This is a genomic window from Pseudomonas paeninsulae (assembly GCF_035621475.1).
GTDB classification, from domain to species: domain Bacteria; phylum Pseudomonadota; class Gammaproteobacteria; order Pseudomonadales; family Pseudomonadaceae; genus Aquipseudomonas; species Aquipseudomonas paeninsulae.
The window spans coordinates 3,240,041-3,266,216 of sequence record NZ_CP141799.1 but is presented as its reverse complement, the minus strand read 5'-3'; the positions used below and the strand labels follow the sequence as shown (position 1 = coordinate 3,266,216).

Sequence of the window (26,176 nt, the reverse complement as noted above, 5' to 3'; positions counted from 1 at the left end):
GCTGGGTTTTCATTGGAGTTCGGGAGGGATTTTTATGAGCGTAGCGACCGTTGCAGCCAGCAATACCAATGTCGTCCATGAATCGGAAGCACAGCGTCAGTATGCGCGCCTGAAAATGCCGGCGAGGATTCGTTTCCTGGGCTCTGACCGGGACATGTTTGAGAGCGAGCTGTTGGACTTGTCCGCCGGTGGCTTCAGCTTCATTCAAAGCAGCTTGCCGATGAAGCTGGGCGGCCATCACAAAGGTGCGCTGGTGTTTCACATCGACGGGCTGAGCATGACCATCGATGTGGAGTTCCAGGTTCGTTCGATTTCCGCCGAAGGCCAGCGTGTCGGCTGTGAATTTCATCAGTTGCGCCCGCGTGAGATCGCGGCTCTGCGCTACCTGATCACCTCTTACACCAGCGGCGAGATGATCACCATGGGTGACATGCTCGGTACCCTGCAACGCGACAATTTTGCTACGGCGCGCAAGGGTAAGGGTGGGGGAGCCATGGGCTTTTTCTCACGGCTACGAGCGCTCACCTTCAGTGTGCTGATCTTTCTGATCGGTGTCGGGGCTTGTGCTTACATCCTCAACCAACTCTATAACCTGTATTACGTCACCCATGCCGATTCGGCCATGGTCAGCCTGCCGAGTCAGCAGGTCAGCATGCCCCGTGAAGGCGTGTTGCAGGTCGGTCTGGTCAAGGTCGGCAGCGAGGTGGCCAAGGGCGCGCCACTGGCGACGTTCTCCGCGACCATGTTGGATGTGCTGAAGAACAGCCTGCCAGCCGAGCAGATGACCCCGGAAAACATCGAACGCCTGTTCAGCAAGACCTTGCAGGGCACCCTGACCAGCCCTTGTGATTGCCGAGTGGTTGCGCAGTATGTCGGTGATGGCCAGTCGGCCAGCAAAGGGGTGCCGGTATTTGAGTTGGTTCCGCTGAAAGGGGAGGCGACCATTGATGCGCGTTTCCCTTACAAAGCCTTTAGCAAGGTGCAACCGGGCATTCGCGTGCTCGTGCAAGTATCCGGCGAGAGCGCTGCGCGCAACGGCAAGATCAGCACTGTATCTCTACAACAGGGCAGTCTGGCGTCGGATATCCGTGTCTCGATCATCACCGATGAGCCCCTGAGTGCTGAGGTCGCCGGGCGTCCAGTTGAGGTGACCATTGACGGCCTGTCGGGCAACTTGTTGATTGAAAAAATCATGGCTGCAGGCAAATGAAGCGCGGTTTGCTCTACTTTGCACTGCTGGCCACGCTGCAGGGTTGCGCCGGCCTGCCAGACCAGCAGCTGGCCAAGGAGGCCCAGCAGCGTGGCGATAGCGCGAGTGCCCGCCAGCAGTATGAACAACTGGCACAGATGGGCTATGTGGATGCGCAGATCGCCCTCGGTGATATGCAGTTCGGCAGCCGTGACCCAGGGCAGATCGAGCAGGCTGAACGTCTTTACCGCCAGGCCGCGCTGCATTCGCCGAAGGCGCAGTCCAGGCTCGGTCGGTTGCTCTCGCGCCAGGATGGCGCGAGCGATAGCCAGCTGAAAGAGGCCGAACAGCTGCTGAGCCAGGCCATCGAGCAGGGTGAGTACAGCGCCGTGGTGCCGCTGACGTTGCTCTATGTGAGTTACCCACAGCTGTCACCTTCAGTCGATCCGCAGCAGCAGGTCAACGTCTGGCGCGGGCAGGGCATAGTGGAGGCCGAGCTGGCGCAGATCCTTATCTACCGCAGTGACGGTAGTTATATCACTCACCTCACCGAGATCGAGCAGACGTGTCGGTTGCTCCTGAGCCAGCAGGGTGTCTGCTACAACGAGCTGGCCACGGTCAATCGCCTGCGCGATCAGCCGCAAGCGCAAGCTGCCTTGCTTGAGCAATTGCGTACGGCTTACGCCATTCGTTGGGTGACCCCGAGTCGCGTCGAGTCCGTGGCGTTGACGCTGGTCGATCCGGGCATTCCCGCGCCGGTGGATCTGAGTAATGCCTACGCGCTGCTGCGGGAAATCGCCCCTGCTTACCCACTAGCCTGGGCCTCGCTCGCCAAGTTGCTATTCGATTACCCGGTCCTGGGCGATTCCACACAGATGCTTGGCTATCTGCAGCGTGGCCGTGAGGCCGGTGACAGTCGTGCCGAGCTGCTCACCGGGCGTTTGTACTACGGTGGCCGGGGACTTGAGCAGAGCCCGCAGCTGGCAGAGCGGCACCTGCTGCGTGCGGCCGATGAGCAACCGACGGCGCATTTCTACCTGGGGCAGATCTACCGTCGCGGTTACTTCGGCGAGGTGTATCCGCAAAAAGCTGTCGATCATTTCCTGCTGGCCGCGCGTGCCGGGCATCGCCGCGCCGACTATGCTTTGGCGCAGCTGTTCAGTGAGTCCCGAGGGGTCAAGGTGAACCGTGTCAACGCTTATGTCTTCGCACAAATGGCGCTCAGTCGGGCCGTGCCTGAGGCGAGCGAACTGCTCAGCAATTTGGAGCAGAGCATGCTTCCGGCCGAACGCCAAAAAGCCAGGCAAATACTCGAAGAAGAGCAGCAGACACGGCAAATCAATCCTGCGGGACTCAGTGCTTTTCAATCGCTGGAAAAAGGAATGGACGTGCTATGAAGACGCAAATTACTCGCGGTTTTGGTGCAGGGGTGCTCCTGAGTGTTTCGTTGCTCTCGAGTGAAACGCTGCTGGCGGCGCTCGGTCCGGACAAGAGCTTCGGCCTGGACATCAAGCTTACCGGACAGTCCGAGGATGATCGCGACCTGGGTACGCGTCGGGAGGGCGATGTACAAGGCATAGGTCTAGACGTACGGCCTTGGTTCTATGGCCAGCGCGGTGACTGGAGCGCCTTCGCCATGGGCCGGGCGGTGACCGCGACCGACATCATCGAAACCGATACCTTGCAACGCACCGATCTCGACAGCGAGTCCGGCAGCAGTGGCAACAACGGTCGCCAGCCGGACAAGAGCTTCCTGGCCTTGCATGAATTCTGGATCGGCTATTCCGGTTTAACCGCCTACCCAGGTGAACAGTTGCGCTTAGGACGCCAGCGCCTGCGCACCGAAGACGGCCTGTGGCGTGACACCAACATCGAGGCGTTGAACTGGACCTTCGACACTACCTTGCTGCGTTCCAACGTGGGTGTGGCCGAGCGCTTCAGCGACTACCGCACAGACCTCGACGAGCTGGATCCAGAGGATGAAGATCGCCTGCATCTGTATGGCGATATCTCGACCCAGTGGCAACCGGGCCAATGGGTCGGCATCCGCGCGCACCACAGCCGCGATGACGGCAACTTGCCCCGCCCGGGTGAGCGCGTCGACGAACTCGACAAGACCAGTACCGGCAACCTTACCTGGCTGGGCTTGGAAGCCAACAGCGATGCTTACAACTACCGCAACCAGAACCCGCTCAACTACTGGGCCAGCGCCACCTGGCTTACCGGTGACCGCGACACGCTGAACAGCAGCACTGTCGGCGGCCAGACAATCGCTACCGGTAAGCAAAGCGGAGACGTCAATGCTTGGGCCACCGACCTGGGTATCCGTCTGCGACTGGATCCCACTTGGCAAGTCGGCGCGGCCTATGCCCGTGGCAGTGGCGGCGGTGGTGACGACGGCTCGGAGAACTATGAACAAACCGGCCTGGAGAGCAATCGCTCCAATTACACCGGTACTCGCTCACGCGCAAATCGTTTCGGTGAGGCCTTTCGCAGCGAACTGAGCAATCTCCAGGTCGCGACGCTGTTTGGCTCCTGGCAGCTGCGTGAGGATTACGACGCCAGCCTGATTTACCACAAGTTCTGGCGGGTCGATGACCACCAGCCCCTCGGTAACAGCGGCGTCAACGCTCGGGTCAATGACAACGGCATCAACCGCTCGCTAAAAGATGGCGAAAAAGACGTGGGTCAGGAAGTCGATCTGATCCTTACCCGGTACTTCAAAGAGGGCCTGCTTCCGGCCTCCATGAGCCAGTCAATTGATGAGCCTTCGGCGCTGGTGCGCTTACGCGGCGGCGTATTCAAACCCGGCAATGCCTACGGCTCCGATGTTGATTCGTATATGCACCGTGTCTTTGTAGACGCTATCTGGCGTTTCTGAACCCGGCGCCTGTCAGGAGGATGTATGCACGCATTAATCAAGCTGGCGTTGCCTCTGGCAGGCGTTTTTGCCTGCGCCCTGTCCCAGGCGGATACCCTCGCGCCGCTACCTGGAGACTATAGGATCAGTGCCGAATCGGGCAGCTCGCTCCAATTGGAGCCCCCGGTTCTACCCGATCTGTCCGGCTACACCGCAACTGCAGTGCAGGCAAAGATCCAGAAAAAACCTGCAGGCAGGGCGGTAATCAAAGGGATGTTGCACGAGAACTCATTGGACGAGTTCATCGGCGGTAAGGATCGCTTGCGCGAGTGGGTGGTGCGGCAAAAACGCATGCCTCAGGCGATCTTCATCGAGCAGGGCTACATGAATAGCGCGGCGCTGGCGCGGCAGTTGCCGACATCCGCTTTCGCCGAGACCGCGCCGGGTATTTACCTGGCGCGTCTGCCGATCATCGTGCGCCCGGGTGCCACGCTGCACATTGACCGAGATACCAAAGAACTTCGCCTGTCCCAGGAGGCGGGCGCTTTCCTGGTCAATGATGGTCGAGTGTTCATCACCGACACCAAGGTCACCGCTTGGCGCGAGAAGGACGGCACGCCGGCCTACTGGCGCGACGTCAAGGAATTTCGCCCGTACTTCCTGGCCTGGGGCGGGACCGAGACTTACGTAACCGACAGCGTCATCAGCAGTTTCGGCTACGAGGCGAGTAAGGCTTACGGCTTCAGCATCTCGCAGTACAGCCCGGGTATGGCGCCGAAGATGAAGCGCGCACGGCCGACCGGCTGGTTACTCAACTCGCGCTTTATCGACATGTGGTACGGCTTCTACTGCTATGAAGCCGACGACGTGGTGATCCGCGGCAACACCTATGAAAACAGCATCGTCTACGGCATCGACCCGCATGACCGCTCGCGGCGGTTGATCATCGCCGAGAACCAGGCGTTCGGAACCAGAAAGAAGCACGGCATCATCCTTTCCCGTGAGGTCAATGACAGCTGGATTTTCAGCAACAAGTCCTACGACAACCAGCTCTCTGGCATCGTCCTCGACCGTAGCAGCGCGAACAACCTGATCGCCTTCAACGAGACCTACAAGAACCAATCCGACGGCATCACCCTGTACGAAAGCTCGAACAACCTGCTGTGGCAGAACCGTAGCATGAGTAACCGTCGGCACGGCATCCGAGTGCGTAACAGCCTCGATGTCAGTCTCTACGAGAACATCCTGGTGGCCAACCACCTGACCGGTGTCTATGGCCATATCAAGGACTTGAGTGGCAGCGAGCGCAATCTCGAGGAGGACCCCTACGAGGCCAGACTGTCGATGCGCATAGTCGGCGGACAAATGGTCGGCAACGGTTCAAGTCCGGTCTCCGTGCATTCGCCGAGCAAGCTCGAACTCTACAAGCTGACCATCCTCGCTCCGCAGAAAGCCTCAGGCATCACCTTCTCGGGGCTGCTGGGCGAGCGTCAGAGCGAAATAATGGACATTCTGCTGCGCCAACAACAGGCGGTGCTGATCGAGCCCGTTGGCAGCTTGGCAAGTAAGGAGTGATGAAATGAACCGGGCATGCATGCTTTTCGGCGTCTTCCTGTTGGCCGGCGCCAGCAACCTCTACGCTGCGCCGACTTACCAGGCCGAGGCCTGTTGCCAGCTGTGCCCGGCGGCTGCCGATACTCGCGTCTACCAGGCCGAGGGGTTGAGCGGTTATGGTCGACTGCTCGAGGCGCAGGATGGCTGGATGTTCAGCAGTACCCAGGACCTGCGCAGCGAGTTCGGCCTCAACCCACAGAGTTACAAACAACTCAAACGCCTGCGCAATGCACTCAAGCACAGCGGCGTCGAGCTACTGCTGGTGTACCCGCCCAGCCGTGGTTTATTGCATGCCGATAAACTGACCCCGGTCCAGCGCGCGGGCTTTGATCAGGCCAGGGCCCAGGCAAACTATCGTGCCGCTCTGGCGCGTTTGCGTGATCTGGATATCTGGGTGCCTGACCTTGTCAGCCTGCTACAGCCCCCGGCAGATAGTCCCGACTTCTTTTTCAAGGCTGACCAGCATTGGACCCCGCAAGGGGCGGAGCGCACCGCGCGCTTGGTGGCGGAGACAGCAAAGAAAATTCCGCTGTTTGACCAGCTCCCAGAGGGGCAATACCAGAGCAGACCGGCGGGCTTGATGGCGCGTAGCGGTTCGCTACAGAAAGTTGCCCAACGACTGTGCGGCGCCGGGTACGCCCGTCAGTACGTGCAACGCTTTATCACCGCGCCCACCTCGCCGAACCAGTCAGCGCCGGCGCAGGTGGTTCTGGTCGGCAGCAGCAATAGTGCGGATTCGCTCAACTTCGCCGGCTTTCTCGAACAGCACCTGGGGACCCCTGTGCACAACGCCTCGCAACCCGGCAGTGGCCATGAAAGTGCTTTGCTGCACTACCTGCAGAGCGAGTCGTTTCAACAGCAGCCACCGAAACTGCTGATCTGGGAGCTGGGGGACTCCAGCAGTCTCAATCGTCGTAATTTCTATCGTCAGGCTGTTCCCGCCGTGAGTAACGGCTGTAGCGGGCATAGGGCGTTGCTGCAAAGCTCCATCACGTTGCAAGCCGGTGCTAATCAGGTGCTATTCAACGGTACCAGTGGCGTGCTGCCGATTCACAGCAGCGATTTTCGCATTGATCTCCAACTTGACGACCCGGCCGTGCAACAGTTGAGCGCCACCTTGACCTTCATGAATGGCCGCCAGGAAACCCTGACGTTCAAGCGTGCTCCTGGCGATCGGGGCCGTTTTCTGCTGGAACTGCGTGAAGATGGCGACTGGGATGAGTTGACCTTCCTCTCCCTCACTGTGCGGCCGCTGGGCGGCGTGTCCGCTCATGGCCGCTTGAACACCACGTTGTGCCGGGTGAAAAGTGACGAAGGCCGTCCCGGCCTGCGCACCGCACAGGCATCAGTCGAGTGATGCCGCGTCGCGGGTGCTACGTGCTGCTGCTCATGGCCCTGTTGCCGACTGCCGCAGTGGCCGCACAGTTGCAGCCACCGGCCGGGTACTACCTGGAAGCGACGCTGAAGAAGGGTGAGGCGAAGACATGTCCGGCGGTGGCCCGGCCCTACGTGGGCGACCTCAACGTGCCGAGCAAGTATGAGGGCTCTGGTTCGGCGCGCGATCAGCTCAATCCAGAGACGAACGCGCGCTACCAGAAGCAGGCGGACGAAATCAAAGTGCTGGAGAAAACCGTCAACAAGCAGGTCGCGGCTTATCTGCGTCTCGGCCGCCAGGGGCATGTCGACTGTGCCCTGGAGTGGCTGGGGCAATGGGCCAAGGCCCAAGCGTTGCTGAGCCAGCAGTACAGCCACAGCGGCAAGTCGCTGCGTAAATGGGCGCTGGGCAGCATTGCCTCGGCCTATCTGCGCCTTAAGTACTCGCGCTCACAACCGCTGCGTGGACGCGAGGCTGAGACCCGGCCTATCGAGGAGTGGCTGGCCCGTCTCGGCGACCAGGTGGTGCGCGATTGGCGCGAGCAGCCGCTGGAGCGTTTGAACAACCATCAGTATTGGGCCGCCTGGGCGGTGATGGCGACTGCCGTAGTGCTCGACCGCCGCGACCTGTTCGATTGGGCTGTGGCCCAGTTGCGTATCGGCATTTCCCAGGTGAATGCCCAGGGCTACCTGCCTAATGAGCTGCGCCGGGAAACCCGAGCGCTGGCTTATCACAATTACAGCCTGGGGCCGTTGTTGATGCTGATGGCCTTCGCCCAGGTCAATGGCATCGATCTGCGCGAGGCGAACGCTAAGGCCATTCAGCGCTTGGCCATGCGCGTGGAGCAGGGCATGCAGGATCCTCAGCTGTTTGAGGACGAGACTGGCTTCGCCCAGGAGCTGGAGGATCTGCAGGAAGACGGTAAGTTCGCCTGGCTTGAGCCCTACTGTGCCCTCTATCGCTGCGCGGCCAGTACTGATAAATGGCGACGCTCGCTCGAGCCGCTGACAACCTACCGCTTGGGCGGTGATATCACCCAGCTGTTCGCCAGTCAGCAGAACCTGCGGAACCCAGCTGATTGAGCCGGGCTCCTTGATTGGCACTGGGAGGTGCCGCTTTGCTATCCGGGTAATTCCCGGCAACCGGCCATGCAGTCAGGAGGACTACTCGGCCCCATCCAGCGGGAATGTTCAGCGCAAGTCGGAGCCTAGTCTGCAGCGCTGAACCTTCAATCTGGCAGTGTTGAAACGCTCATAGGAGCGACAATCATGATTCCGGTGATTTTGTCTGGCGGTAGCGGGTCGCGGCTCTGGCCGCTGTCCCGCAAGCTCTATCCCAAGCAGTTCCTGGCTTTGGCCGGGGAACACACGCTGTTTCAACAGACGGTGCAACGTCTGGGGTTCGAGGGCGTAGAGCGGCCGATTATTGTCTGCAATCAGGAACACCGCTTCATCATCAACGAACAGCTCAGCGCCATCGATGTGAGCGCACAGGCCATATTGATGGAGCCGTTTGGTCGTAATACCGCGCCGGCTGTGGCGCTGGCTGCGCTAAAGGTGCTGGCCGACAATCGCGATGAGTTGTTGCTGGTGCTGCCGGCCGATCACTTGATCAGCGATGTAGCCGCTCTGCGTCAGGCGCTGGAGGTGGCCCGTGCGGCAGCAGAAGAGGGCGACATGGTGCTATTCGGCATACCCGCCGAACGGCCGGAAACCGGGTTCGGTTATATCAAGGCCGCACGCGGCGAGGATACTGATGCGCTGATCCCGGGCGCGTACCGGGTCGAGCAGTTCATCGAGAAACCGGATATTGCTCGCGCCAGCGAGTTCGTCCGCTCCGGTAGCTATTACTGGAACAGTGGCATGTTTTTGTTCCGCGCCAGCCGTTATCTGCATGAGCTGCGTAACTACGAACCGGATATTTACGATACCTGTGTGTTGGCCTTGGAGCGTAGTCAGGTCGACCATGGGGCGATGGCAATCGATGCCAAGACGTTTGAGTGTTGCCCGGACAACTCCATCGACTATGCGGTGATGGAGAGAACTTCGCGGGCCTGTGTGGTCCCGCTCTCCGCCGGTTGGCGTGATGTCGGCTGTTGGTCGTCGTTATGGGATGTCGTCGCCAAGGATACGGATGGCAACGCCCTCAAGGGCGATGTGCTGGTACAGGACAGCCATAACTGCTACGTCCACGGCAACTCGAAACTGGTGACCTTGCTCGGCATGGACGATGTGGTCGTGGTGGAAACCAGGGACGCGGTGATGATCGCCCGCAAGGATTGCGTGCAGGATGTGAAGAAGCTGGTAAACGCCCTGGACGCCGCTGGCCGCCAGGAAACCCGCAGCCATTGCCAGGTGTACCGTCCCTGGGGTGGATACAACTCGATCGATGCGGGCAGCCGTCACCAGGTCAAGCACCTCACGGTGAAACCGGGGGCACAGCTGTCCTTACAGATGCATCACCACCGTGCGGAGCACTGGGTCGTAGTCTCCGGCACGGCGATGGTGACCTGTGGCGAGAAAACCTTTCTGCTCACGGAGAACCAGTCCACCTACATTCCCATTGGCTCGGTACACCGGTTGGCGAATCCCGGAAAGATCGCCCTGGAAATCATTGAGGTGCAATCCGGCAGCTACCTGGGTGAGGACGATATCGAGCGGCTCGAGGATGTTTACGGACGCAGCGTCCACTCAGCGCCATGAGCGACCAGGTGTAGCGCTACTCGGAGCCTGGGTATTGCTCCGCAGGGGACAGGGACAGCGGATAAACAATGGGCGCCGACAGACACCGGCGCCCATTCAGGCTCAACTGGCCAGTAATTGCCGCAGCACGTAGTGCAAAATGCCGCCGGCCTTGAAGTACTCGACCTCGTTGAGGGTGTCGATGCGGCACAGCACTTCGACGCTTTCCCGCGTGCCATCCGCGCGCGCGATTTCCACCATCAGCTTCATCAGCGGATGCAACTCGACGCCGTCCAGGCCGTAGATGCTGAGCTTTTCCTGGCCGCTCAGGTGCAGGCGCTTGCGATCCTGGCCGGGCATGAACTGCAAGGGCAGCACACCCATGCCGACCAGATTGGAACGGTGGATGCGCTCGAAGCTTTCGGCGATCACCGCCTTGATCCCGAGCAGGTTAGTGCCCTTGGCCGCCCAGTCGCGGCTTGATCCGGTGCCGTATTCCTTGCCGGCGATCACCACCAGCGGGGTGCCGGCTTCCTGATAGCGCATGGCCGCGTCATAGATCGCCAACTTATCGCCACTCGGTACGTGCAGGGTGTTGCCGCCTTCTTCGCCGTCGAGCATTTCGTTGCGGATGCGGATATTGGCGAAGGTGCCGCGCATCATTACTTCATGGTTACCGCGGCGCGAGCCGTAGGAGTTGAAGTCGACCGGTTCGACGCCCTGTTCGCGCAGGTAGCGCCCGGCCGGGCTGTCGGCCTGGATGTTGCCGGCCGGGGAGATGTGGTCGGTGGTCACCGAGTCGCCGAGCAGGGCGAGGATGCGCGCCTGGTGGATGTCGCCGATATGTGGCGGTGCGTCGCCGATGTCCTCGAAGAACGGTGGATGCTGGATATAGGTCGAGTCAGCCTGCCAGGCGTAGGTGGCGGCTTGCGGCACTTCGATGGCCTGCCATTGCGCGTCGCCGGCGAACACCTCGGCGTACTCCTTGTGGAACATCGCGGTGTCGACCTGCATGATCGCCTCGGCGATTTCCTGTTGGCTCGGCCAGATGTCCTTGAGGTACACCGGTTGGCCGTCCTTGCCTTGGCCCAGCGCTTCTTTGCTGATATCCACCCGCACGCTGCCGGCCAGGGCGTAAGCCACCACCAGCGGAGGGGAGGCCAGCCAGTTGGTTTTCACCAGCGGATGCACACGGCCCTCGAAGTTGCGGTTGCCGGACAGCACCGAGGCGACCGTCAGGTCGGATTGCTGGATGGCCTGTTCGATCGGCTCGAGCAGCGGCCCCGAATTGCCGATGCAGGTGGTGCAACCGTAGCCAACCAGGTCGAAGCCCAGCTCATCCAGGTAGCGGGTCAGGCCGGCGGCCTTGAAGTACTCGGTCACCACCTTGGAACCGGGCGCCAGTGAGCTCTTGACCCAGGGCTTGCGCTGCAGGCCTTTCTCCACCGCCTTCTTCGCCAGCAGGCCGGCAGCCATCATCACGCTGGGGTTGGAGGTGTTGGTGCAGGAGGTGATGGCGGCGATCACTACGGCGCCGTTTTTCAGGCGGTAAGTCTGCCCCTCATGTTCGTAGTCGGTCTCGCCGACCAGTGCCGCGCTACCGACCGCGGCGCCGCCACCACCTTCGTCGAGCAGGCGCGCGTCCGCGTCGGCGGCGATTTTTACCTGCAGTCCGGTAAAGTCGTCGAAGGCTTGTTTGACCTGGGGCAGGGCGACCCTATCCTGTGGCCGTTTCGGCCCGGCCAGGCAGGCCTCGACACTGCCCATGTCCAGCTCCAGGCTGTCGCTGAACAGCGGTTCCTGACCTTGTTCACGCCACAGACCCTGGGCCTTGCAGTAGGCTTCGACCAGCTTGACGGCCTGTTCCGGGCGCCCGGACAGGCGCAGGTAACCCAGGGTGATTGCATCGACCGGGAAGAAGCCGCAGGTGGCGCCGTATTCCGGCGCCATGTTGGCGATGGTGGCGCGATCCGCCAGCGGCAGATCGGCCAGGCCGTCGCCGTAGAACTCGACGAACTTGCCGACCACGCCCTTGCTGCGCAGCATCTGGGTGACGGTCAGCACCAGGTCGGTGGCGGTGATGCCTTCCTTGAGTTTGCCGCTCAATTTGAAGCCGATCACCTCGGGGATCAGCATCGACACCGGCTGGCCGAGCATCGCCGCTTCCGCCTCGATGCCGCCGACGCCCCAGCCGAGGATGCCGAGGCCGTTGATCATGGTGGTGTGCGAGTCGGTACCGACCAGGGTGTCGGGGAAGGCGAAGGTCTGGCCGTCTTCCTCCTTGGTCCAGACGGTGCGGCCGAGGTATTCGAGGTTGACCTGGTGACAGATGCCGGTGCCAGGCGGCACCACGCTGAAGTTGGCGAAGGCATGCTGGCCCCAGCGCAGGAAGGCGTAGCGCTCGCCGTTGCGCTGCATCTCCATGGCGACGTTCTGGTCGAAGGCGGCGTGGCTGGCGAACTTGTCGACCATTACCGAGTGGTCGATCACCAGGTCCACCGGCGACAGCGGATTGATCTTCTGCGGGTCGCCACCGGCCTTGGCCATGGCATCGCGCATGGCGGCCAGGTCGACCACCGCCGGCACGCCGGTGAAGTCCTGCATCAGCACGCGCGCCGGGCGGTACTGGATCTCGCGTTCGGAACTGCGGCTTTTCAGCCAATCGGCCATGGCCTGCAGATCGCTGCCGGTGACGGTCTTGCCGTCCTCCCAGCGCAACAGGTTTTCCAGCAGGACTTTCAACGACATCGGCAACCTGTCGATATTGCCGAGGGTCTTGGCTGCGTCAGGCAGGCTGAAATACTGGTAGGTCTGGTCGCCGACGTCGAGGCTGCGGCGGCTGTTCAGGCTATCTAAGGAAGGCATTGCGCGTCTCCTGTGGCTTGCACGGTGCAAACCGGATTGTTTGCTGCAGAGTCTTCAAGCTAGCTCTGCTTGGCGAGGCTTGCCATGTCATAGGTCTTATGGCCGGGTGGCATTTGCTCACTCAGCCATTACCCCCATCGCCAGATCCAGTCAGAACCAGTAGGCGGCCCGACCCGGGGCGATGCTTGTGTGTTCAGCGCTCCGGCGACCCGCATCGCCGCGGGGCGCGCCGCCTACAAGGATGTGGGGTGTGCCGTAAGTCCGTAGGTGAGCCCATGGATGCAGCTGTAGGCATATGCCGGGTGCCTTGGTCGTGAGGCTTTGGCGTCCGGCGAGCATGGCGTAAAAGCGGCAACCGGCGAAATCAAGCGCTCGCTTAACTGGACAGGTCAGGTGCGCCCCGGGTTCCCGACTCCGTTATGATGCGCGCCTTGAGGAGATCACCGATGAATACTTTGTTACTGCATTGCCGCCCCGGGTTCGAGAACGAGGTGTGTGCGGAGATCGCCGAGCATGCCGCACGCCTGGATGTGGCCGGTTACGCCAAGGCCAAGCCGAGCACGGCCTGCGCCGAATTTATCTGCACCGAGGCGGACGGCGCCGAGCGCCTGATGCGCGGCGTGCGTTTCAGTCAGCTGATTTTTCCGCGGCAATGGGCGCGTGGCGTGTTCATCAACCTGCCGGAGCTGGATCGCATCAGCGTGTTGCTGGCCCATCTGGCGGACTTGCCGACCTTCGGCAGCCTGTGGCTGGAAGTGCTCGACACCAACGATGGCAAGGAACTGTCGAACTTCTGCAAGAAGTTCGAGGCGCCGCTGCGCAATGCCCTGAGCAAGGCAGGCAAACTGGTGGAAGACCCGCACAAACCGCGTTTGCTGCTGACCTTCAAGAGCGGTCGCGAGGTGTTCGTCGGCCTGGCCGAGAGCAATAACTCGGCCATCTGGCCCATGGGTATTCCGCGCCTGAAGTTCCCCCGCGAAGCGCCGAGTCGCTCGACCCTCAAGCTGGAAGAGGCCTGGCACACCTTTATTCCGCGCGAAGAGTGGGACGAGCGCCTGTCGGGCGACATGACCGGCGTCGACCTCGGCGCCGCGCCCGGCGGCTGGACCTACCAGCTGGTCAAACGCGGCATGCTGGTGACTGCCATCGACAACGGCCCGATGGCCGAAAGCCTGATGGAGACCGGCCTGGTGCAGCACCTGATGGTCGATGGCTTCCTCTACAAGCCACGCCAACCGGTGGATTGGATGGTCTGCGACATCGTCGAGAAGCCGGCGCGCAGCGCCGCCTTGCTGGAAACCTGGATCGGCGAAGGCCTGTGCCGTGAGGCGGTGGTTAACCTTAAATTGCCGATGAAGCAGCGCTACGCCGAAGTGCGTCGTCTGCTGCAGCGCCTGGAAGATGGCTTTGCCGAGCGCAAGATCAAGGTGTCGATTGCCTGCAAGCAGCTCTATCACGACCGCGAGGAAGTGACCTGCCATCTGCGCCGGTTGAGCAAGTAACCAGGGCCACCGTCAATGCCTCTGCTGGGCCACGCCATTCTGGAACGTCGTAACCCGGATGAAAGCTGGGGGCGGCCTCAACGATCTTCCCGGATTTCATCCGGGCTACGGGGCTGCTGTTGCCTGACCCAATAGCTCTGCTTGTGCCCGCGCGCCTCGAATTGCCGCACCAGGGCTTCGGCGGCGGTGCGGGTCAGGTCGGCGCGCACGACGAATTCGTTGCCATTGTCGTCCAGGCGCACCAGGCACCAGTTGCGGGGTTGGTTGGGTGCGGACATTTGCGCCACCTGCGCCGCGTGTGGGTCTACCTGTAACAGGCTAGTTCGGGTTCGCCTTGGCGCATGAGCGGGGCGGGTGGCCTGAGGGGCCGCTTTGCGCGACAATAGCCGCCTGTTTTTGGAGCCAGCCGATGTCCCTGCAATCCGACGCCATTCTCGATGACACCCTCGACGCCACTGGGCTGAACTGCCCCGAGCCGGTGATGATGCTGCACAACAAGGTGCGCGATCTGCCGGCTGGTGGCCTGCTCAAGGTGATCGCCACCGATCCCTCGACCCGACGCGACATTCCCAAGTTCTGCGTGTTTCTCGGCCATGAACTGCTCGAGCAGAGCGAAGAGGCGGGTACCTACCTGTATTTGATCCGGAAAAAGGCCGACTGACGATGGGCTGGTACTTCGCCTACGGCTCGAACATGAACCCGGCGCGCATGCAGGCCCGTGGCTTGCGGGTGAGCGAGGTATTGCCGGGACGCTTGATCGGCTATGCCTTGTGTTTCAACAAGCGCGCGATGGATCGTGCTCCGGGTCGTGCCTACGCTAATATCCGCTATCAGCGCGATGGCGTGGTGGAGGGCGTGCTCTACCGACTGGCCGAACTGGATGAGATCGCCAAGCTTGACCCGTTCGAGGGTACACCGATTTATTACAGTCGCGAGCGCCTAGCGATTGTCACTGCCCAGGGCGTACAGCCTGCCTGGGTGTATATCGCCAATCCGGCCTTTCGTCAGGATGGCCTGCTGCCCAGCGCCGACTACCTGGCGCATCTGCTGCAGGGTCGTGAGTTCCTCTCCGAAGCCTACTGGTCGGCGTTGGCGGCCTCGCCATTCCACCCGGACTGACCGGGCGCCAGACCACAGCTTTTCAGACTGGTCTGCCAGGCGTGTATATGCCGGGTGGTGGCGGCTTGAAAATCAACCCACAAGGATTGTTCGGGGCCAGCCAGGTTCAGCAGGTAGTTGCGCGTGGCCGCCGGCACCTCGGCTGCTGCGCTGAGCTGGCGCAGGCTGTTGTTCCAGGTTTGACCGCGCTGGTGCACCTGGGCCAGATAGGGCTGCAAACCGCCGGCGTAATACTTGACGAAGATGTTCTGCAGAATGCGCCCGCGCGCTGTCGCTTGCCCCTGCGGGCAGATGGGCCGTTGTTGCTGGCGTTCTTCGAGCAGGCGACTGCCCTGATTGAGGGTGTGGGTCAGGCTGGCCAGGCTGCTGATCAACTGGCCGCCCTGGGGGCTGGCATGCAGGGCGAAGAACAGCGGGTCGAGCTCGGCTGTTGGCGGTGGCAGGGTTTGCGGCAGGGCATTGGCCATGGCGGCCAATTGGGCCAGGGCAGCGAGGGCGGCATTGTCCTCGCTGGGGGCGGTCGGTAGGGCCTGATCGGCAAAGCGCAGGTAACGTTCGACTTCCTGGCTGGCGTTCAGCGCATTCCAGAACACGCTGGGCAGCTGGGCGCGTTTCTCCCGGGCCAGGTTGCTGAGTGTGCCGTGCAGCTGCGGATCTTGCTCGTCCGCAAGACGCGCCAGGCAAGCATCGATGGCGCGCAATAGATCGCCTTCATAGCCCAGGCGGCTACTGGGTACCAACTGCTTGCCGAGGATGCTGTTACGCAAGCTGATCTGCTGCTGCAGGGCGGGGCAGCGGCGCACGTCGATCAGCAGATCGAGCAGGCCGATGCGTACCTCGGGGATATCCACCACACGCTCACGGCGCGGCGGCAAGCGATAGCGGGTCAGCTGGGCCTTGTCGAAGACCACGACGGCATCGCCCTCGACGGCATTGTTCAGGCGTTTCAGGTAATCCGCCTGCAGGGCCAGGCCATCATCGGCCGGTTGGCAGGCCGACAGGATGAGGAGGGTAAGCAGGGCAAGGGTTCTGGTGATCATCGCGCCATCTTAGCGGCTCGGATGCGTTTGCGCGCGCTGCCGGTGAGACGAATCGCCAGCATGATGGCGGCGCAGGTCAGGCCGACGATCAAACCTTGCCACAGCCCGCGCGGGCCGCTGGGCTCGCCGAACAGGCTGGACAGGCCGAGGGCGTAACCCACCGGCAAGCCAATGCCCCAGTAGGCGAACAGGGTCAGCAACATGGTGATGCGGGTGTCCTGGTAGCCGCGCAGGGCGCCAGCCGCGGTGACCTGGATCGCATCGGAGAACTGGAACAGCGCGGCATACACGATCAAGCCGGATGCCAGGGCGATCACCGTCGGGTCGGCGGTGTAGATCTGCGCGATCTGCTCGCGCAGCAGCAACATCAAACTGGCGGACAGGCAGGCATAGCCCAGCGCCGTGGCCATGCTCACGCCCGCAGCGAAACGCGCCTGACGCGGATCGCCGCGCCCGAGCATCTGGCCGACGCGCACGGTGGCGGCCATGCCCAGGGAGTAGGGGATCATGAACACCATGGAGGTGAAGTTGAGGGCGATCTGGTGGCCGGCGATTACGCTGGCGCCGAGGCCACCGATCAGCAGGGCGATCACCGAGAAGATGCTCACTTCGGCGAACACCGCAATGCCGATCGGCACGCCGATTTCCAGCAGACGCCGAATCACCGCCCACTGTGGCCACTCGAAACGGTTGAACAGCTGGCTAGGTTTATAGAAGGGCGCCCACTTCACCCACCAGAGCATGCCCAGCAGCATGAAGATCATCACCAGCGCGGTGGCCCAGCCGCAGCCGACCCCGCCCATGGCTGGCAGGCCGAACTTGCCGTAGATAAAGATGTAGTTGGCCGGAATATTCAGCAGCAAACCGAGTACCCCCAGCACCATGCTCGGGCGGGTATGGCTGAGACCGTCGCTGAAGCAGCGCAGCACGTGGTACAGCGCCACTGCCGGGAAACCGCAGGCCACCGCGCGCAGATAACCCATGGAGGGTTCGATCAGGCTGGGCTCGATATTCATCAGCTGCAGGACGATTTCGGCGTTCCACAGCAGGATCGCGGCAGCGCCGCCAACCGCCAGCGCCAGCCACAAGGCCTGGCGCACCAATGGGCCGATCTCGGCCTGCTGGCCGGCGCCGAAACGCTGCGCCACCTTGGATGTGGTCGCCAGCAGAATGCCGGTCATCAGCAGGAATACCGGCACCCAGATCGAGTTGCCGAGCGCCACCGCGGCCAGGTCTTTGGGGCTGACCCGGCCGGCCATCAGCGTGTCGACGAAGCCCATGGCGGTATGCGCCAACTGGGCAATGATGATCGGCGTGGCCAGCACCAGCAGGGTGCGCAGCTCGGTGCGCACGCGCTGCAGGCGCGATACGGCAGGCATAGAGGTCATCCGCTGGCTCTCCGGGAAAACCGCGTAGTCTACGCGCTGACGCTTCGGTCAGGAAAGCGGGATATGGCCTGTTTTAGCGCGCTGCCGACAAGGGCGCCGACGGGTTAGAATGACGGCCTGACGTATGGAGCCGATCATGCAAATAGTCGCGGATGAGAACATTCCCCTGCTCGATGAGTTTTTTGCCGGATTCGGCGAGGTTCGCCGCTTGCCCGGTCGCGGTATCGAGGCGGCGGCCGTAGCCGATGCCGAACTGCTGCTAGTGCGTTCGGTCACTCGGGTCGACCGTGCGTTGCTCGCAGGCAGCGCGGTGCGCTTTGTCGGCACCTGCACCATCGGCACCGACCATCTCGATCTCGATTACTTGGCCCAGGCCGGCATCGGCTGGGCCAGTGCGCCTGGCTGCAATGCGCGCGGCGTGGTCGATTATGTGCTCGGCAGCTTGCTGCTGCTGGCTGAGCAACAGGGCGTCGAGCTGGCGACACGCACCTACGGGGTGGTCGGTGCCGGCGAGGTGGGCGGGCGTCTGGTCGAGGTGTTACGCGGCCTGGGCTGGCGTGTGCTGGTCTGCGACCCACCGCGCCAGCTCGCCGAAGGCGGTGATTTCGTCAGTCTGGAACAGGTGCTCGCCGAGTGCGATGTGCTCAGCCTGCACACCCCGCTCGAGCGCGGCGGCGCGCAACCGACCCATCATCTGTTCGATGCGCGGCGCCTGGCCCAGCTCAAGGCGGGCGCCTGGCTGATCAATGCCAGCCGCGGCGCGGTGGTGGATAACCCGGCGCTGCGCGAGTTGCTCCAGCGGCGCGATGATCTGCAGGTGGTGCTGGATGTCTGGGAAGGCGAGCCGCAGGTGGATGTCGAGTTGGCCGGCCGGTGCCGCATCGCCACCCCGCATGTCGCCGGCTACAGCCTGGACGGTAAGCTGCGCGGCACGGCGCAGATCTATGCGGCGGTTTGCGCGCATTTCGGCTGGCCGCCGACGGTCAACCTCGACGAGTTGATGCCGGCGCCCTGGCTATCTGAGTTGAGCCTGGATGCCGGCGCCGATCCGGCCTGGGCGTTGGCGACTGTGTGTCGCGCGGTCTATGACCCGCGGCGCGACGATGCGGACTTTCGCCGCAGCCTGCAGGGTGAAACGGCCAGCCAGCGTGCGGCCTTCGATGCGTTGCGCAAACATTACCCGATGCGCCGCGAGATCGATGGGCTGAGCGTGAAGCTGCAAGGCGATGCGCCGCAACTGGTACAGATGATCAAGGCGCTGGGGGCGACGTTGCGTTGATTGAACTGTTATTCACGGCTCGAATCAACCTGGTCGGGTAGGGTGGACCGGGCGGCGTTGCGCTTCAGCCCACCCACTAATCGCACTATTGGGCCGTGGCCCAAGAAAAACCCAGGCATTGCCTGGGTCGGGTAACACTGGCCGATCAGCCTTTGTCGGTATTGGGCTTGGTCAGGTCTTTTTCCAGCTCCTCGCACGCGCGCTGGATCATGTTCTCGGTGATCGGGATTTCCTGGCCTTGCTCGTCGATGATTGCGCCACCTGCCGGCTGTTGCGACTGCTCAGGGGCAACATGGGGGTCTGGCGTCTGCTGCTGTGGGCTCATGAACGGTCTCCTCGTCAGGTGGTGTGTGCAGTTTAAAAGAGTCGGGTGAACGGGCTCTGACAGTAGCGAACGACGAAGTTCCGTCAAAAATACAGTTCACCAGTGACTCTGCGCTCACTGTGCCAAAACAACGTGTGGGTTGAAAAGACCCCTGAGACACTCTGGGACACAACGAGGTGTTTATGTCGCGGTTCCATCTGGGCTTGATTATCAATCCCCTGGCAGGTCTTGGCGGTCCCGCGGGGCTGAAGGGCAGTGATGGCGTGGCCGAACAGGCCCTGGCCCTGGGCAGCCAACCGCTGGCGGCAGTGCGTACGCGCACGGCGCTGGAGTGTCTGCGAGCGATGCAGGAGCGCCTGGAATTTCTGACCTTTCCCGGGCCGATGGGCGCCGATCTGCTGGCCGAAATGGGCTTCAGTTTCCGGGTGGTCGGAGAGTTGAATGAACGGGTGAGCAGCGCGGCGGATACCCACAAGGCGGTCGAACAACTACAGGATGCCGGCGTTGCGCTGATTCTGTTTGCCGGCGGCGACGGCACGGCGCGGGATATCTGCGCCGCCGCGCGCGAGGGGCAGCCGGTGCTGGGCATTCCGGCCGGGGTGAAGATCCAGTCCGGGGTCTATGCCATCAGCCCGCGCGCCGCTGGCGAGTTGGCCGCACGGCTGATTGAGGGCGGCCTGGTGCGTCTGGCCAGCGGCGAGGTGCGCGATATCGACGAACATGCCTTGCGCGAAGGCAAGGTGACGGCGCGCTGGTATGGCGAGCTGACCGTGCCGCAAGAGGGCGGTTATATGCAGCAGGTCAAGCAGGGCGGAGTGGAATCCGAAGAGCTGGTGCTCAGCGACCTGGCCGACTGGCTGCAGGACAGCTGGGAGGCGGATGTGCGTTACGTCTTCGGCCCCGGTTCGACTCTGTACGGTCTGGCGCAGAACCTCGGTCTGGAGACCAGCCTGCTCGGCGTCGATGTGCTCGAAAACGGCCAGGTGATTGCCCTCGATGTCACCGAGGCGCAGTTGTTCGAGTTGGTGGCCGAGCATCCGGCGCGGCTGCTGGTCACCGCCATCGGCGGCCAGGGCCATATCATCGGCCGCGGCAACCAGCAGATCAGCCCGCGCGTGCTGCGCGCCATAGGCCTGGATCATCTGCGCGTGGTGGCGACCAAGCGCAAGCTGGGCACGCTCGAGGGCCGGCCATTGCTGGTCGATAGCGGCGATGTGCAGTTGGACGATGCCTTTCCCGACGTGGTGCGGGTGTGGGCCGGTTATAAGGAAGAGCTGCTCTATCCCGTGGGCCGGTGATGGCCAAGGCTGCCTTGCCGACAACTACTGCTTTGGCGCTAGTCCACGCGCCTAGCGAGTTGCGTGGCGTGCCAGTTACGAGGTTGGTGGCCATGGTGAGCCTGTTCAACCTCAAGATTACCGTGGCTTGACGGGAGTAGTATTGGGCAGGTCAGGCGCAGGAGCTGGACATGACGGATCAAAAACTTCCTCCCTTTATCCAGCCGGGCGAACGCGTGGTGCTGTTCGACGGCGTGTGCAAGCTGTGCAACGGCTGGGTCAGGTTTCTGATTCGTCATGACCCTCAGCAGCGCATTCGCCTGGCCTCGGTGCAGTCGGTCCAGGGCCAGGCGCTGCTGGCCTGGTTCGGCTTGCCCACTGAGCAGTTCGATACCATGGCCTATATCGAGGAGGGAGAATTGCTGGTGCGTTCGGACGCGGTACTGCGCATCCTTGCGCAATTGCCTGGTCTGTGGCGATTTTTAGCATTGTTGCGGGTAATCCCCCGGCCTGTGCGCGACTGGTGTTACGACCGTATTGCGCTCAATCGCTATCGGCTGTTCGGTCGTTATGACAGCTGCCTACTGCCGAACGCCGACCACGCGCGGCGTTTTCTACAGGACTGATAGGACTGAACCTTCAGCACGATCCGCTTGATCTGCGCCTGATTAGCCCCCATCTAGCTGGGACACGTTCTTGCGCGCGGCCTATGCGGCGCCTTCTATAACCTCAGGGCTGACCCGCCCAGCAGCGAGTAACCATGGTTTCGATCCTGTCTTCCCGCCAGCGCAATGCCCTGCGCATGGCCTGGCGTTTCGTCGCACCCTATCGTTGGCGCGTGGTCGGGGCCTTGCTGGCGCTGATGTTTACCGCCGCCATCACCCTGTCCATGGGCCAGGGTATCAAGCTGCTGGTTGATCAAGGCCTGGCGACTCAGTCGCCGCAGGCACTGCAGCAGTCGATCGGGCTGTTTTTCGTGCTGGTGCTGGCCTTGGCTATCGGCACCTATACCCGGTTCTATCTGGTGTCGTGGATCGGCGAGCGCTTCGTCGCCGATATCCGCGAGCGGGTATTCAACCATCTGATCGATCTGCATCCGGGCTTCTATGAGAGCAACCGCAGTTCGGAGATCCAGTCGCGCCTGACCGCCGACACCACGCTGTTGCAGTCGGTGATTGGCTCCTCGCTGTCGATGGCGCTGCGCAATGTGATCATGCTGATCGGCGGCAGCGTGCTCTTGGTGGTGACCAACCCCAAGCTCAGTGGCATCGTGCTGCTGGCGCTGCCGCTGGTGGTGGCGCCCATTCTTATTTTCGGCCGGCGAGTGCGCGCGCTGTCGCGCCTGAGCCAGGACCGGGTGGCCGATGTCGGCAGCTATGTCGGCGAGGTGCTCGGGCAGATCAAGACGGTGCAGGCCTACAACCACCAGAGTGAAGACAAGCGACGTTTCGGCCTGTCGGCGGAGGCGGCTTTCGATACCGCACGCAAGCGCATCAAACAGCGCGCCTGGCTGATCACCGTGGTCATTGTGCTGGTACTCGGCGCGGTGGGGGTGATGCTCTGGGTCGGCGGCATGGACGTGATCGCCGGGCGAATTTCCGGAGGTGAGCTGGCGGCTTTCGTCTTCTACAGCCTGATCGTTGGTGGCTCGTTCGGCACCCTCAGCGAGGTGATCGGCGAGTTGCAACGCGCCGCCGGTGCGGCCGAACGCATCGCCGAACTGCTGCAGGCGCGCAATGAAATCACCCCGCCGACTGCCGATGGCCTGGTGCTGGCGCAGCCGGTGCAAGGGCGTATCGAGTTGCAGGGGCTGCGCTTCGCCTATCCGTCACGCCCAGGCAGTTTTGCGGTGGATGGCATCGACCTCAACGTCGCGCCGGGTGAAACCCTGGCTCTGGTCGGGCCGTCGGGCGCCGGCAAATCCACGCTGTTCGATCTGCTGCTGCGCTTCTTCGACCCGCAGCAGGGACGCATCCTGATCGATGGCCAGTCGATCGAGCGCCTCGATCCCCATGAGCTGCGCCGCTGCTTCGCCCTGGTGTCGCAGAACCCGGCGCTGTTCTTCGGTTCGGTGGCGGACAACATTCGCTACGGCAGAACCGACGCCAGCCATGCCGAGGTCGAAGCCGCAGCCAAGGTCGCCCATGCCCATGAGTTCATCATGCAGCTGCCCGAGGGCTACCAGACTCATCTGGGCGATGCCGGCCTGGGGTTGTCCGGCGGCCAGCGCCAGCGCCTGGCCATCGCCCGCGCGCTGCTGGTGGATGCACCGATTCTGCTGCTCGATGAAGCCACCAGCGCGCTGGATGCCGAGAGCGAACATCTGATCCAGCAGGCGCTGCCGCGTTTGATGCAAGGGCGCACCACCCTGGTGATCGCCCACCGCCTGGCGACGGTGAAAAGCGCCGACCGCATCGCGGTGATCGAGCAGGGCAAACTGATAGCGATTGGCAAACACGCCGAGCTGGTCGTCAGCAACCCGCTGTATGCGCGCCTGGCCGAGTTGCAGTTCAGCAGTGAAGAGGCCGAGCCAGCGCTTTAGAGCGGTTTGCCTTTCGGCCTGAAGGTCGCTGCCGCGCCGGCCGAAGCGAGGATAATCGCGCCGATCGCCAGCCATTGGCTCAGGCTTAGCCGTTCGCTGAGGAACAGCAGGCCGGAGAGGGCGGCAATGGCGGGCTCCATGCTCATCAGGATGCTGAAGGTGCGCGCCGGCAAGCGGGTCAGGGCGATCATTTCCAGGCTGTATGGCAGCGCCGATGACAGTACCGCGACTCCCAGAGCGATGGGCAGCAGGTCGAGCGAGAACATGCTGCTGCCCGCTTGCCACACACCAATCGGGAAGACCAGCAAGGCGGCGACTATGGTGCCCAGGGCGACGGTTTGCCGGCCGTGCTCGGCCCCGGCTTTCTGGCCGAAGATGATGTACAGCGCCCAGCACAGGCCTGCGCCCAATGCCAGGGCCATGCCCAGCGGGTCGAGCTGCACGTCGGCTTGCGCGCTGGGCAGCAGCAGCCAGAGGCCGAAGACCGCCAGGGCGATCCAGACGAAATCCAGCAGCCGCCGCGAAGACAGTAAAGCCAGGCCCAGTGGCCCAGTGAACTCCAGGGCTACGGCGATGCCCAGCGGGATGGTCTGCAACGACAGATAGAACAGCAGGTTCATGCTGCCCAGAGCCAGACCGTAGGCCACCAGTGAGCGGCACGAGCGCAGGGTCAGGCGCGCCTGCCAGGGGCGCATCAATACGCACAGGATCAAGGCGGCCAAGCCCAGACGCAAGGCGGTGGTGCCTGTTGCGCCGACCAGCGGGAACATGCCCTTGGCCAGAGAGGCGCCGCTCTGGATCGAGGTCATGGCGATCAGCAACAGCATGATCGGCAGAATCACCAGGGCGAAGTGCGATGAGCGCGGCATTCAGTTGTTCCAAATGATCAGGGAATTGATGTGTTTGGTAGCTGCGGGCGCTATGGGTCAGCGGCCTGGCGATACAGTGTGTGAACAGCATCGTCGACAGCAAGCTGGCTCCTACAGATATATATCGCCAATAAAAAAACCGGCCAGCTCAATCTGAACTGGCCGGTCTCCTTGCAACTAATACCTTAGCGGTATTCGCACAGGTAGGCGGTATCGACGGCAACCTTGAGCTGGAACTTGCTGTTGGCCGGCACAGTGAAGTTGCTGCCGCTGGTGAAGGTCTCCCAGCTGTCGCTGCCTGGCAATTTAACGGTCAGGGCACCGGCGACCACATGCATGACTTCCAGTTTGTCGGTGCCGAACTCGTATTCGCCGGGGGCCATCACGCCAATGCTGGCGGGGCCTTCAGCCATACCGAAGGCGATGGATTTGACCGTGCCGCCGAAATATTCATTGACCTTGAACATGTGCAATTCCTCGCAATGGGCTGAAAAAGGCCGGCAAGTATGCCCAAGCTGCGGCGGTGCGTCATCTGCTTTGCGGGGCCTTATAGCGGCAGTACCAAGGGCAGCAGTCGGGCGGTGTTGCGTGCATCGGTCAACGCCCGGTGTTGCTCGCCGCTGAATTGCAGGCCTGCCAGTTGCAGGGCGCTAGTGAGACCGAGCGAGCGGGGTAATTGGCGGGCTTCGGCAAAGCGCCGCTTGAGGTTGAGGTGGGGAATCTGGCTCAGGCAGCTGACCAACTGGCATTGTTGCCAGTCTTGCTCAAATTGGCGGCGGTCGTACTCGCCCCAACTGGCCCAACCGACCAGGTGCGGCTGATGACTCAGCAGCCAGTGCTCGAACTGCGGCCAGACGCTGGTCAGCGGCGCCGCGGCATCGACATCGGCCTGGCTGATATGGGTGAGTTCGCGGCAGAAGCTGGTCAAGTGAGGCCGCCGTGCTGGACGCACGAAACGCTGGAAGTGATCCAGCTCATGACCTGCGGCGCTGACCAGGCTGGCCCCTATCTCGATGATCTCCATTTCTTCCAGCGGCCAGCCCCCTTCTTCGGTGGTGGCTTCCAGGTCGATTACCAACCAATGATCCATATGTCCTCCGGTGTTTGCTGGTTAGCTTCATTAGTCGACTAGCCGTACAGGTCACTTGCTAGTGAGGCTGAAGCTTTTTCTGACTGGCTAGGCCGCATGTTAGGCTGAGTATCCCTGAATTCGGAGGTGTGTATGGCGAAGGTAGCCTTTATCGGGCTGGGCGTAATGGGTTATCCGATGGCGGGACACCTGGCACGCAGCGGACATCAAGTGTGTGTGTATAACCGTACGCCGGCCAAGGCTGCGCAGTGGTTGGCCGAGTTTGCCGGCAGCAGTGCGCCTACCCCGCGTGAAGCGACCCAGGGTGCCGAGCTGGTGATGGTCTGCGTGGGTAATGACAATGACCTGCGCGGCGTGGTGTTGGGCGAGGACGGCGCGTTTGCCGGCATGACGCCGGGTGCTGTGTTGGTCGATCACACCACTGCCTCGGCCGATGTCGCCCGTGAATTAGCGGTCATGGCCGGCGAGCTGCAACTGGGCTTCCTCGATGCGCCGGTGTCTGGCGGTCAGGCCGGTGCGCAGAATGCTGCGCTGACGGTGATGGTTGGCGGCGAAGCGGATGTCTATGCGCGTGCCGAACCGGTGATTCAGGCCTATGCGCGCATGGTGCGCTTGATGGGCGCGGCCGGCAGCGGGCAACTGACCAAGATGGTCAACCAGATCTGCATCGCCGGCCTGGTTCAGGGCTTGTCCGAAGCGCTGCATTTCGCTCAGTGTGCAGGCCTCGACGCACAGGGGGCGATGGAGGTCATCAGCAAGGGCGCCGCGCAATCCTGGCAATTGGAAAACCGTCACCAGGCCATGTTGGCCGGCGAATTCGATTTCGGTTTTGCCGTCGACTGGATGCGCAAGGATCTGTCGATCCTGCTCGATGAAGCGCGTAGCAATGGCGCGCAGCTGCCGGTTACGGCGCTGGTCGACCAGTTCTATGCCGATGTCCAGGCCATGGGCGGCGCGCGCTGGGATACGTCCAGCCTGATTGCCCGCCTAAAGGTGCCGAACAAGCCCTGAAGCTCTCGCTTGCTGCGCGGCGCCTCCAGGCTCTTGCTTGACGCCTGGAGGCGGCCTCACGACGGCGCTTGAGGTTTTTACCAGCGCTGGGACCGCTGGCGCTGAACTCGCTCGACTGCAGTTGTCGTGTGCAAATAACGGTCTTAATTG

General features: G+C 62.4%; 23 protein-coding genes. 15 read left to right on the top strand and 8 right to left on the bottom strand.

The annotated features are described in order from the left end of the window. Positions 1–34: 34 nt before the first annotated feature. The 7 genes from VCJ09_RS14910 (at position 35) to VCJ09_RS14880 (ending at position 9,740) form a co-directional block, all read left to right on the top strand. Positions 35–1,210 carry an alginate biosynthesis protein Alg44 gene (locus VCJ09_RS14910; protein WP_324730932.1) on the top strand — a complete coding sequence of 392 codons (1,176 nt, stop codon included), beginning with the start codon at positions 35–37 and terminating at the stop codon, positions 1,208–1,210. Next, positions 1,207–2,586 (top strand): alginate biosynthesis protein AlgK, encoded by a 1,380-nt coding sequence (locus tag VCJ09_RS14905; protein ID WP_324730931.1) that lies wholly within the window; start codon positions 1,207–1,209, stop codon positions 2,584–2,586. The genes VCJ09_RS14910 and VCJ09_RS14905 overlap by 4 nt, the downstream gene beginning before the upstream one ends. Beyond that, positions 2,583–4,070, top strand: coding sequence for an alginate export family protein (locus VCJ09_RS14900; protein WP_324730930.1), 1,488 nt, complete (start codon positions 2,583–2,585; stop codon positions 4,068–4,070). Before VCJ09_RS14905 ends, VCJ09_RS14900 begins: the two co-directional genes overlap by 4 nt. A gap of 24 nt (positions 4,071–4,094) precedes the next feature. Then, positions 4,095–5,624, top strand: a complete 1,530-nt coding sequence (gene algG, locus VCJ09_RS14895) for a mannuronan 5-epimerase AlgG (RefSeq protein ID WP_324730929.1) — start codon at positions 4,095–4,097, stop codon at positions 5,622–5,624. A 4-nt stretch (positions 5,625–5,628) separates the two neighbouring features. Beyond that, complete coding sequence (locus VCJ09_RS14890) at positions 5,629–7,020, top strand: alginate O-acetyltransferase AlgX-related protein (RefSeq protein WP_324730928.1); 1,392 nt, start codon at positions 5,629–5,631, stop codon at positions 7,018–7,020. After that, positions 7,020–8,120 (top strand): mannuronate-specific alginate lyase, encoded by a 1,101-nt coding sequence (locus tag VCJ09_RS14885; protein WP_324730927.1) that lies wholly within the window; start codon positions 7,020–7,022, stop codon positions 8,118–8,120. The genes VCJ09_RS14890 and VCJ09_RS14885 overlap by 1 nt, the downstream gene beginning before the upstream one ends. Before the next feature lie 186 nt (positions 8,121–8,306). Beyond that, a complete protein-coding gene (locus VCJ09_RS14880; RefSeq protein ID WP_324730926.1) occupies positions 8,307–9,740 on the top strand; it encodes a mannose-1-phosphate guanylyltransferase/mannose-6-phosphate isomerase in 1,434 nt (477 codons plus the stop codon). A 102-nt stretch (positions 9,741–9,842) separates the two neighbouring features. On the opposite strand, the gene acnA is transcribed toward VCJ09_RS14880, so the two are convergent. Then, entirely contained in the window at positions 9,843–12,584 is a 2,742-nt protein-coding gene (gene acnA / locus VCJ09_RS14875; RefSeq protein WP_324730925.1) for an aconitate hydratase AcnA, read from the bottom strand. A gap of 446 nt (positions 12,585–13,030) precedes the next feature. Between acnA and rlmM the strand changes: the two genes are divergently transcribed. Beyond that, the gene (gene rlmM, locus VCJ09_RS14870) at positions 13,031–14,086 is read left to right on the top strand and encodes a 23S rRNA (cytidine(2498)-2'-O)-methyltransferase RlmM (protein WP_324730924.1); all 1,056 of its coding nucleotides are present in this window, start codon (positions 13,031–13,033) and stop codon (positions 14,084–14,086) included. Positions 14,087–14,163: 77 nt separating this feature from the next. On the opposite strand, the gene VCJ09_RS14865 is transcribed toward rlmM, so the two are convergent. Continuing rightward, a complete protein-coding gene (locus VCJ09_RS14865; protein WP_324730923.1) occupies positions 14,164–14,364 on the bottom strand; it encodes a hypothetical protein in 201 nt (66 codons plus the stop codon). 131 nt (positions 14,365–14,495) lie between these two features. Between VCJ09_RS14865 and tusA the strand changes: the two genes are divergently transcribed. Together tusA and VCJ09_RS14855 are read left to right on the top strand one after the other, a co-directional pair. After that, a complete protein-coding gene (gene tusA, locus VCJ09_RS14860; RefSeq protein ID WP_079202447.1) occupies positions 14,496–14,747 on the top strand; it encodes a sulfurtransferase TusA in 252 nt (83 codons plus the stop codon). A 2-nt stretch (positions 14,748–14,749) separates the two neighbouring features. After that, complete coding sequence (locus tag VCJ09_RS14855; protein ID WP_079202446.1) at positions 14,750–15,205, top strand: gamma-glutamylcyclotransferase family protein; 456 nt, start codon at positions 14,750–14,752, stop codon at positions 15,203–15,205. Here VCJ09_RS14855 and VCJ09_RS14850 read toward each other — a convergent pair. Continuing rightward, on the bottom strand, positions 15,163–16,245 hold the full coding sequence (locus VCJ09_RS14850) for a DUF3080 family protein (RefSeq protein ID WP_324730922.1): 1,083 nt from the start codon (positions 16,243–16,245) through the stop codon (positions 15,163–15,165). The two genes, VCJ09_RS14855 and VCJ09_RS14850, sit on opposite strands and share 43 nt — an antisense overlap. Beyond that, complete coding sequence (locus VCJ09_RS14845) at positions 16,242–17,624, bottom strand: MATE family efflux transporter (RefSeq protein ID WP_324734671.1); 1,383 nt, start codon at positions 17,622–17,624, stop codon at positions 16,242–16,244. The genes VCJ09_RS14850 and VCJ09_RS14845 overlap by 4 nt, the downstream gene beginning before the upstream one ends. A gap of 145 nt (positions 17,625–17,769) precedes the next feature. Here VCJ09_RS14845 and pdxB point away from each other — a divergent pair, with 145 nt between their 5' ends. Continuing rightward, positions 17,770–18,912: a 4-phosphoerythronate dehydrogenase PdxB gene (gene pdxB, locus VCJ09_RS14840; RefSeq protein ID WP_324730921.1), complete on the top strand. Its 1,143-nt coding sequence runs from the start codon at positions 17,770–17,772 to the stop codon at positions 18,910–18,912. A 145-nt stretch (positions 18,913–19,057) separates the two neighbouring features. Here pdxB and VCJ09_RS14835 read toward each other — a convergent pair whose 3' ends face one another. Beyond that, positions 19,058–19,237 carry a PA1571 family protein gene (locus tag VCJ09_RS14835; RefSeq protein ID WP_324730920.1) on the bottom strand — a complete coding sequence of 60 codons (180 nt, stop codon included), beginning with the start codon at positions 19,235–19,237 and terminating at the stop codon, positions 19,058–19,060. A 182-nt stretch (positions 19,238–19,419) separates the two neighbouring features. Between VCJ09_RS14835 and VCJ09_RS14830 the strand changes: the two genes are divergently transcribed. From VCJ09_RS14830 to VCJ09_RS14820, 3 genes are all read left to right on the top strand, one after another. Next, complete coding sequence (locus tag VCJ09_RS14830; protein WP_324730919.1) at positions 19,420–20,535, top strand: ATP-NAD kinase family protein; 1,116 nt, start codon at positions 19,420–19,422, stop codon at positions 20,533–20,535. Between the two features lie 170 nt (positions 20,536–20,705). Continuing rightward, positions 20,706–21,140 (top strand): thiol-disulfide oxidoreductase DCC family protein, encoded by a 435-nt coding sequence (locus tag VCJ09_RS14825; protein ID WP_324730918.1) that lies wholly within the window; start codon positions 20,706–20,708, stop codon positions 21,138–21,140. A 134-nt stretch (positions 21,141–21,274) separates the two neighbouring features. Further along, complete coding sequence (locus VCJ09_RS14820) at positions 21,275–23,056, top strand: ABC transporter transmembrane domain-containing protein (RefSeq protein ID WP_324730917.1); 1,782 nt, start codon at positions 21,275–21,277, stop codon at positions 23,054–23,056. Here the strand turns inward: VCJ09_RS14820 and rhtA are convergent. From rhtA to VCJ09_RS14805, 3 genes are all read right to left on the bottom strand, one after another. Continuing rightward, positions 23,053–23,925: a threonine/homoserine exporter RhtA gene (gene rhtA, locus VCJ09_RS14815; RefSeq protein ID WP_324730916.1), complete on the bottom strand. Its 873-nt coding sequence runs from the start codon at positions 23,923–23,925 to the stop codon at positions 23,053–23,055. The two genes, VCJ09_RS14820 and rhtA, sit on opposite strands and share 4 nt — an antisense overlap. A 185-nt stretch (positions 23,926–24,110) precedes the next feature. After that, positions 24,111–24,392 carry a pyrimidine/purine nucleoside phosphorylase gene (ppnP, locus tag VCJ09_RS14810; protein ID WP_324730915.1) on the bottom strand — a complete coding sequence of 94 codons (282 nt, stop codon included), beginning with the start codon at positions 24,390–24,392 and terminating at the stop codon, positions 24,111–24,113. An 80-nt stretch (positions 24,393–24,472) separates the two neighbouring features. Further along, entirely contained in the window at positions 24,473–25,015 is a 543-nt protein-coding gene (locus VCJ09_RS14805) for an exonuclease domain-containing protein (RefSeq protein WP_324730914.1), read from the bottom strand. A gap of 132 nt (positions 25,016–25,147) precedes the next feature. Here VCJ09_RS14805 and VCJ09_RS14800 point away from each other — a divergent pair, with 132 nt between their 5' ends. Further along, positions 25,148–26,026, top strand: coding sequence for an NAD(P)-dependent oxidoreductase (locus VCJ09_RS14800; RefSeq protein ID WP_324730913.1), 879 nt, complete (start codon positions 25,148–25,150; stop codon positions 26,024–26,026). Positions 26,027–26,176 lie beyond the last annotated feature (150 nt).

Bases quoted from the DNA above. Each gene is read 5' to 3' on its own strand.
- VCJ09_RS14910 (WP_324730932.1), top strand. From the start codon at position 35: ATGAGCGTAGCGACCGTTGCAGCCAGCAATACCAATGTCGTCCATGAA.
- VCJ09_RS14905 (WP_324730931.1), top strand. From the start codon at position 1,207: ATGAAGCGCGGTTTGCTCTACTTTGCACTGCTGGCCACGCTGCAGGGT.
- VCJ09_RS14900 (WP_324730930.1), top strand. From the start codon at position 2,583: ATGAAGACGCAAATTACTCGCGGTTTTGGTGCAGGGGTGCTCCTGAGT.
- algG (WP_324730929.1), top strand. From the start codon at position 4,095: ATGCACGCATTAATCAAGCTGGCGTTGCCTCTGGCAGGCGTTTTTGCC.
- VCJ09_RS14890 (WP_324730928.1), top strand. From the start codon at position 5,629: ATGAACCGGGCATGCATGCTTTTCGGCGTCTTCCTGTTGGCCGGCGCC.
- VCJ09_RS14885 (WP_324730927.1), top strand. From the start codon at position 7,020: ATGCCGCGTCGCGGGTGCTACGTGCTGCTGCTCATGGCCCTGTTGCCG.
- VCJ09_RS14880 (WP_324730926.1), top strand. From the start codon at position 8,307: ATGATTCCGGTGATTTTGTCTGGCGGTAGCGGGTCGCGGCTCTGGCCG.
- acnA (WP_324730925.1), bottom strand. From the start codon at position 12,584: ATGCCTTCCTTAGATAGCCTGAACAGCCGCCGCAGCCTCGACGTCGGC.
- rlmM (WP_324730924.1), top strand. From the start codon at position 13,031: ATGAATACTTTGTTACTGCATTGCCGCCCCGGGTTCGAGAACGAGGTG.
- VCJ09_RS14865 (WP_324730923.1), bottom strand. From the start codon at position 14,364: ATGTCCGCACCCAACCAACCCCGCAACTGGTGCCTGGTGCGCCTGGAC.
- tusA (WP_079202447.1), top strand. From the start codon at position 14,496: ATGTCCCTGCAATCCGACGCCATTCTCGATGACACCCTCGACGCCACT.
- VCJ09_RS14855 (WP_079202446.1), top strand. From the start codon at position 14,750: ATGGGCTGGTACTTCGCCTACGGCTCGAACATGAACCCGGCGCGCATG.
- VCJ09_RS14850 (WP_324730922.1), bottom strand. From the start codon at position 16,245: ATGATCACCAGAACCCTTGCCCTGCTTACCCTCCTCATCCTGTCGGCC.
- VCJ09_RS14845 (WP_324734671.1), bottom strand. From the start codon at position 17,624: ATGCCTGCCGTATCGCGCCTGCAGCGCGTGCGCACCGAGCTGCGCACC.
- pdxB (WP_324730921.1), top strand. From the start codon at position 17,770: ATGCAAATAGTCGCGGATGAGAACATTCCCCTGCTCGATGAGTTTTTT.
- VCJ09_RS14835 (WP_324730920.1), bottom strand. From the start codon at position 19,237: ATGAGCCCACAGCAGCAGACGCCAGACCCCCATGTTGCCCCTGAGCAG.
- VCJ09_RS14830 (WP_324730919.1), top strand. From the start codon at position 19,420: ATGTCGCGGTTCCATCTGGGCTTGATTATCAATCCCCTGGCAGGTCTT.
- VCJ09_RS14825 (WP_324730918.1), top strand. From the start codon at position 20,706: ATGACGGATCAAAAACTTCCTCCCTTTATCCAGCCGGGCGAACGCGTG.
- VCJ09_RS14820 (WP_324730917.1), top strand. From the start codon at position 21,275: ATGGTTTCGATCCTGTCTTCCCGCCAGCGCAATGCCCTGCGCATGGCC.
- rhtA (WP_324730916.1), bottom strand. From the start codon at position 23,925: ATGCCGCGCTCATCGCACTTCGCCCTGGTGATTCTGCCGATCATGCTG.
- ppnP (WP_324730915.1), bottom strand. From the start codon at position 24,392: ATGTTCAAGGTCAATGAATATTTCGGCGGCACGGTCAAATCCATCGCC.
- VCJ09_RS14805 (WP_324730914.1), bottom strand. From the start codon at position 25,015: ATGGATCATTGGTTGGTAATCGACCTGGAAGCCACCACCGAAGAAGGG.
- VCJ09_RS14800 (WP_324730913.1), top strand. From the start codon at position 25,148: ATGGCGAAGGTAGCCTTTATCGGGCTGGGCGTAATGGGTTATCCGATG.